6 protein-coding genes are annotated in these 6,738 nt (G+C 47.4%); 3 read left to right on the forward strand and 3 right to left on the reverse strand.

Translation table 11 applies throughout. The features are described from left to right. Nucleotides 1-20 precede the first annotated feature (20 nt). Both zwf and tal read right to left on the reverse strand, forming a co-directional pair. Entirely contained in the window at nt 21-1,550 is a 1,530-nt protein-coding gene (gene zwf / locus ACEW9J_RS01510; protein WP_373543386.1) for a glucose-6-phosphate dehydrogenase, read from the reverse strand. Between the two features lie 355 nt (nt 1,551-1,905). After that, complete coding sequence (gene tal / locus ACEW9J_RS01515) at nt 1,906-3,060, reverse strand: transaldolase (RefSeq protein WP_373543387.1); 1,155 nt, start codon at nt 3,058-3,060, stop codon at nt 1,906-1,908. A gap of 190 nt (nt 3,061-3,250) precedes the next feature. Here tal and ACEW9J_RS01520 point away from each other — a divergent pair, with 190 nt between their 5' ends. Then, entirely contained in the window at nt 3,251-3,424 is a 174-nt protein-coding gene (locus tag ACEW9J_RS01520; protein ID WP_373543388.1) for a hypothetical protein, read from the forward strand. Between the two features lie 13 nt (nt 3,425-3,437). Then, complete coding sequence (locus ACEW9J_RS01525) at nt 3,438-4,247, forward strand: inositol monophosphatase family protein (RefSeq protein ID WP_373543389.1); 810 nt, start codon at nt 3,438-3,440, stop codon at nt 4,245-4,247. Nucleotides 4,248-4,313: 66 nt separating this feature from the next. On the opposite strand, the gene psb29 is transcribed toward ACEW9J_RS01525, so the two are convergent. Further along, nucleotides 4,314-5,036, reverse strand: coding sequence for a photosystem II biogenesis protein Psp29 (gene psb29 / locus ACEW9J_RS01530; protein ID WP_373543390.1), 723 nt, complete (start codon nt 5,034-5,036; stop codon nt 4,314-4,316). A gap of 335 nt (nt 5,037-5,371) precedes the next feature. Here psb29 and tatC point away from each other — a divergent pair, with 335 nt between their 5' ends. Further along, nucleotides 5,372-6,172, forward strand: coding sequence for a twin-arginine translocase subunit TatC (tatC, locus tag ACEW9J_RS01535; protein WP_373543391.1), 801 nt, complete (start codon nt 5,372-5,374; stop codon nt 6,170-6,172). Nucleotides 6,173-6,738: the final 566 nt, after the last annotated feature.

Raw genomic sequence — 6,738 nt, forward strand, 5'->3', positions numbered from 1 at the left:
CCTACTCACTACCATCTAATTTAAGAGCGATGCCACTTCCTGCCATCATCGTTGATCAGATCCTCAGCGGCTAGTGGCCCCCAAGTACCCGCTTCATACAATGAAACCGAATCGGGATTGGTATTAGCTTCCCAATCTGACAGCGCGGGAGTGACAATCCGCCATGCCTCTTCAACCTCATCAGAGCGGGTAAATAAAGTTTGATCGCCGAGCATACAATCGATCAATAACCTGTCGTAAGCATCAGAAGATTTCACGCCAAAGGCTTCTTGGTAGTTAAAGTCCATATTCTCCGTACGGGTGCGGAGATCTGCTCCAGGCATTTTTGCTTCAAATTGAAGTGAGATCCCTTCATTCGGATAAATCTGTACTGTCAGCACATTGGGATTGGCTTGACGGGAAGCTGATTGGAAGATCAACCACGGCACTTCTTTGAACTGTACGGCGATTTCAGAGACTTTTTTAGGCAAACGTTTCCCAGTTCGCAGATAAAAAGGCACATCTTTCCACCGCCAGTTATCGACCATAAATTTCATAGCCACAAAACTTGAAGTAACCGATTCGGGAGCGACACCTGGTTCTTCGCGATAGCCAGGAACTTGGTCGCCTTTCATCCAGCCTGCTTGATATTGTCCCCGAATTGCCGATCGACTAAGATTATTGACATCAGCGAGGCGGGTAGCTTCCAAGACTTTGACTTTTTCAGTCCGAATCGAGTCAGCATCGAGGGAGTTGGGCGGTTCCATCGCGGTGAGACAAAATACCTGCATCAAATGGTTTTGGATCATGTCTCGCAGTGCGCCAGCGGATTCGTAGTATCCCGCCCGATCTTCGACACCGACGGTTTCGGCGACGGTGATCTGGATATGATCGATATAATTGCGATTCCAGAGGGGTTCAAAGATGGCATTGGCAAATCGCAACACCATCAAGTTTTGGACGGTTTCTTTGCCCAGGTAGTGGTCGATCCGATACACTTGGCTTTCGTGACAATGCTCTCGCACTACACGATTGAGGACGCGGGCGGAGGGGAGATCGCGACCAAACGGTTTTTCGATCATCAGGCGATGTTTTTGGATATCGCTAAGTAATCCAGCACTCCCTAGCTGTTTGATGGCCTCAGGAAAGAAGTTGGGGGCGACGGAGAGGTAATAGACTCGATTGCCGAGGGTGCGGCGTTCGGTATCGATTTCGCTGAGGAAGGCTTTGAGTTTTTGGTAGCTTTCGGGTTTGTCGATGTCGCCGGAGCAATAATACAAGCCTTTGGCAAATTCTGACCAAGCGGTTTCGTCTTGAATGCCGTTGCCGAATTCTTCGATCCCTTTTTTGGAGTGTTCGCGGAAGTATTCGTGGCTCCAGTCACGACGGGCTACACCGACGATCGTAATTTCGGGAGGTAATCGGCGATCGAGTCGCATCTGATACAATGCGGGGATCAGTTTCCGATGGGTAAGGTCGCCGGAGGCTCCGAAGATGGTCAGGATTTGGGGTTCGGGGACGCGCTCTTGTCTGAGTCCGAGGCGAAAGGGGTTTTCGAGTAGATCGATCATTATTTTTCTTGGTAACAGATGCTTGGAACTCGAATTAGCTGATTAGTTTTGTAGTTATGGAAACCCCAAACCCCCTCAAAAGGTTCGATTTATGTGAATCGTGGTGGGTCTGACGGTAATTCACAATGTGGTGCTTAGTCTGGAGATATGCTTGCTAGTAGGGTAATGGTCGATCTGAGGAAAACTGAGTTGGGAATTTCTCGATCGATCTTTTTGAAGATTAGTCGATCGAGATTGTCTTTAAAGATGTGCAAATGGCTCCTATTGAAATCGATCTACATTGATTATCAATTCACTTCGCCTCGCAGTCTGTCGCCGATCGATCCAAACCACCAACACTACTCACTATTCATATCTATACTGGCATCAACGCTTTCACTTTACCATCTAAAGATTTCATCAGCGAGTCGAAGGGTTTGACAAATTTGTCGATCCCATCAATTAGGAGTTCGTCCATGACGCTATCGAGATCGATGTTGACGTCGGGATCTTTGAGGCTGGCGATGAGGCGGTACGCTTCATCGACTCCGGCTTCGAGCCGACTGGCGGGATCGCAATGATCGGCGCAGGCTTCGATCGTGTTTGGTGGTAAGGTGTTGACGGTATCTGCACCGACTAGTCCATCAACGTACATGACATCGCTGTAGCTAGGATCTTTGGTACCTGTACTCGCCCAGAGTAGGCGTTGCACGCGGGCACCTTTGGCGGCTAGTTGTTGCCAGCGATCGGTGGCGATGATTTTCTTGTATTCTTGATAGGCGACTTTGGCGTTGGCGATCGCGATTTTGCCTTTGAGGGCGGAGATTTTTTCGGTTTTGGTGGTGTCAGTGAGATCTTTCAGTAGCTGGTCTAGTTTAGCGTCGATATTGGTGTCGATCCGACTCAAGAAGAAGCTGGCAACTGAGGAGATATTACTGATGTCTTCGCCTTTGGCGGCGCGGGCTTCTAAGCCACGGATGTATGCCCAAGCTGACTCTACGTAGCTTGCGACTGAAAACAGCAGGGTAACGTTGATGCTGATGCCTTCACTAATCATCTCTTCGACGGCTGGTAAGCCTTCTGGAGTGCCAGGAATCTTGATCATCACGTTGGGACGATCGATCTGTCCGTGGTACCGTCGGGCTTCGCTGATGGTACTTTTGGTATCTGCGGCAATTGTCGGCGGGACTTCGATACTGACGTAGCCATCGATGCCGTTGGTTTGTTCGTAGACGGGGAGTAAGATGTCACAGGCGTGACGAATATCTGTAAATATTAATGATTCGTAAATGTCGTTGAGGGATTTACCTGCTTTGATACCAGTGACAATTTCGGTGTCATAAATAGCATTACCACCGATCGCTTTTTCAAAAATTGCGGGGTTGGAAGTGATCCCCAATACGCCACGGGTGGTGACGAGTTCGGCGAGTTCGCCGGATGTGAGCAGATCGCGGCTCAAGTTATCCATCCAAATACTTTGTCCGTATTCTTGCTCGATCTCTAGTAAGGGATTTTTGGCTGTAGGTGACATGGTTGATATTTACTCCAATAAGTAATGGGCTATCGATGCTCTCGATCCGGCGGTTGTGCCCCAGGTTAGGCTCTTACCAACGCCAATGAAATCGCTCTGGATATATCGCCAAAAGATTCTAAATTGTAGTTACGCCATTACTATGGCATCTCTACCTATCACTACATTAGCAACATACTGGCTCTAATGTTTGCTGGTTAACGATCGTCATTTCCCGCATTTTAGCCGATCGACATCTGAATATGCGCGTCAACGAACACAATTTTGTGGAGAATTGGCTCGATCGACTGAGTTGTTTCTAGATAAATATGTATTATGGCAAGAGGCGATCGAGCATCATTTATTACCAAACATTATTTCCTAACCCCTAACAAATCATGATGGAATTTTGGAATCGAGTATTAGATCTTGCCAGTACTACCGCTGACAGAGTCGGGGCACAATTGCTGCTAGACTTTGGGCGCGTCCAAGGATTGGAAAAAGCCGATGGAAGTTTAGTTACTCAGTCCGATCGATGGGCGGATAATGAGATTCGATCGAGTATTCTCAAGGTGTTCCCAGATCATGCCATTCTCAGTGAGGAGAACGAACATGGGTTTACTGATGCTCGGTGGACGTGGGTAATCGATCCACTGGATGGAACGACAAATTTTACACGCGGGATCCCGCTCTGGGGGATCTCGATCGGGTTACTGTATGAGGGAATGCCTGTCTTTGGCTATGTATATTTTCCGCCTGTGAGTCAAACTTTCTACGGCTATTGGGCGGGTGATACCGGATTGGATCTGCCGACTGGTGCTTATTTAAATAATCGCTCGATTCACGTCAGCGAGGATCGACCTAGTAGCAATCATTTTTTCAGTTTGTGCGCTCGGAGTATCCAGGTCTGGCAGCCAGGATTTCCCTGTAAAATTCGGATGTTAGGGGTAGCAACTTACAATTTTTTGGCAGTTGCGGCTGGAGCGAGTTTGGGTGGGGTGGAAGCAACACCCAAAATTTGGGATCTAGCGGCAGTCTGGGCGATCGTCCACGCTGCTGGGGGGTCGTGGCGATCGTTGAGAGCTGAACCGACTTTCCCTGCGGTTGTGGGTCGAAATTATGGGAGCTATGCCATGCCATGCCTGATTGTCAATCAGTCAGAATTAGCAGATCTCGTGTTACCACTGATGGCATCGATCCGCAAATAGGGATGAGATTCCTAATTGATTAAGGACATCAGGAATGAATTAAGACTCTTCCCGATCCCCGATCCCCTATCCCTGGGATTCACTAGGAGCAGTAGCCGCAGGAGTAGCAGCGGCTACTTTCTCCTGTGCCCGTTTTTCACGTTTTTTGCGCTCGGCTTCTGCCAAGTCGGACATTACCGCTTCCATTTGGACGAGTTTATCCAAATTGCTACGATAGGTATCTAGATCTTTTTGCACTTTTTCTGTTGGTAGGTGCATCGCTTCACCAATTTGCAAGATCGCATCTTGGCGTTTTTTCTCATCTTTGAGTAGCTCTGGTGCAGCTTGTTCGAGGATCGTAAATAAACCGATCCCAAATAAGCGACTATATTTAAATTTAGGGTTACTGACGATCGAGCCTATTGCACTGGCTAATTGTGCCCCGCTCCCATCAGTAGTCGGATGAGCCAGCCAATTAACAATATCTTGCTCCTGCATAGTGCGGGCAAATTCTTGAACTTCAGCAGCATCTTTGCGGGACTGCTCGGCATTGCCACCCATTGATTCACACAGAGCGACAAAGATCGATTGTTTATCAGTTTCGGGGCGATAGCTTGCCATAAACCTGTCGAAGCTACTAACTACACCCAATGCGTAAATTGGATCGTAGGCAAAATCAACATTAGTAGAAAGCAAGTGCATTTCTACCATTAATTCTTCTACTACCCGCCGATAAATCGAATTAATTGGGCGGGTATGTTTGGAGTAGAAATTACGCTTGGTATCGGAGACAGTACTCAGGTTATTCACCGGGCTATACAGGAGATTTGGTTAACGATCCTTAATTATCATCGATCGCACACCCAATACGCAAAGGTGGCGATCCCCAAATCGGTCTAGAAGTAGATTGAAAACGTTACCTATGAACAGTAATCGGCAATTAATAGCCACCTAAAATTAATATTCTGGTCATCTGCGATCTGACTCAGGCGATGAGTAGTTTCGATGGCTCTAGGCTGAAACTACTGAGTATTTTTCAGCCTAGATCGAACATGGTAGTGTCAAAGCTGCTGTCAACTCGGCGAGGATCGTTATAACTCTTACACTTCTCCTATAATTAGAGGAAACAGCAACAAGTTCTTTCGATGACTTCAGAAGTAAATACCGATCTTCAGTCCGATCGCGAACTGAGTACTGCACTATGGTCGCCCGATCCCGATCTGGCTGGTAGTAATGACGAACTCCAGTCCGACATGGAAATGTCTTTTTTCGACCATTTGGAAGAGTTGCGCCAGCGGATTTTCTACGCGATAATTGCGGTCGCGCTCGGAGCCACGGGCTGTTTTGTCTATGCCAAACAGATCGTCCAAGTGCTAGAAATTCCAGCCATTGGCATCAAATTTCTCCAACTGGCTCCAGGCGAATACTTTTTTGTCTCGGTGAAAGTAGCTGGTTATTGCGGCCTACTCGTTGCCAGTCCGGTAGTCCTCTATCAAATCATCCAATTTGTGATTCCAGGCTTGACGCGGCGCGAACGACAGTTGGTGTTGCCAGTGGTGGTTGGTTCGTCGGTGCTATTTGTGGCGGGGATCGCCTTTGCTTACTATGCACTGATTCCCGCCGCGCTCAATTTTTTAATTGGTTATGGCGAAAATGTCGTCGAACAAGCTTGGTCGATCGATCGCTATTTTGAGTTTGTGCTAGTTTTATTATTTGCGACAGGATTATTATTTGAACTACCTGTCGTCCAGATTATATTATCCCTACTGGGTATTCTCTCTTCTGAGTTGATGCTATCTGGTTGGAAGAGTGTGGTAGTAGGCTCGATGGTCGTTGGTGCAGTCGTTACACCTTCTACAGATCCGCTCACTCAAAGTTTATTAGCAGGTGCAGTTTTAGCTCTATATTTTGGCGGGATTGGGGTCGTTAAATTACTCGGCAAATAGATTTGAGGCACCTCAACTGAGATCGGCTTCGACAGTTGACAACAGTTGCAATCTGACAAAGCCAACGATACAGCTCCGTTCTAATCCCGCCAACGATTGAAATCGTGGCTCATGATGCGAAGTCCGCCTAAAGCTGTACTGATTATCTAGTCCGCGTAGCGAAAAGTGCGGGAGCAGGGGTTTCCCCTGTCTTGTCTCACCTTTTTTGACAACTGGGCGGGAGACCCGATTCGTGACAAGTTAAGGCGCAAGTGCAGTTGTCAAGCAGGGTTGAGCGGATGGCTCAAAAAAGGTAACTGTTCATGAGGTAATCAGAGAATGCAGGTTTCAAGCGATCTCAAGACATTATTTGGTGCTTATTAGCCATTTTTCCGCCTCAGTGATGGCTCAAACCCATTGACTTCGTACCCCCCTTGAACAGTTACCAAAAAAGAATGACCCTTCCCTGTTCACTCGATCTGGGAAGGGATCGATAATCAATTTCTTGAATGGCTTTCGGATAGATTTAACAATACCTAAATCCCTATTTTCAGGAGCTGTAAAATATTTAATAGGTTCAGTAGCTA

The organism is Chamaesiphon sp. (genome assembly GCF_041737865.1).
Taxonomy (GTDB): domain Bacteria; phylum Cyanobacteriota; class Cyanobacteriia; order Cyanobacteriales; family Chamaesiphonaceae; genus Chamaesiphon.

Bases quoted from the DNA above. Each gene is read 5' to 3' on its own strand.
- zwf (WP_373543386.1), bottom strand. From the start codon at position 1,550: ATGATCGATCTACTCGAAAACCCCTTTCGCCTCGGACTCAGACAAGAG.
- tal (WP_373543387.1), bottom strand. From the start codon at position 3,060: ATGTCACCTACAGCCAAAAATCCCTTACTAGAGATCGAGCAAGAATAC.
- ACEW9J_RS01525 (WP_373543389.1), top strand. From the start codon at position 3,438: ATGATGGAATTTTGGAATCGAGTATTAGATCTTGCCAGTACTACCGCT.
- tatC (WP_373543391.1), top strand. From the start codon at position 5,372: ATGACTTCAGAAGTAAATACCGATCTTCAGTCCGATCGCGAACTGAGT.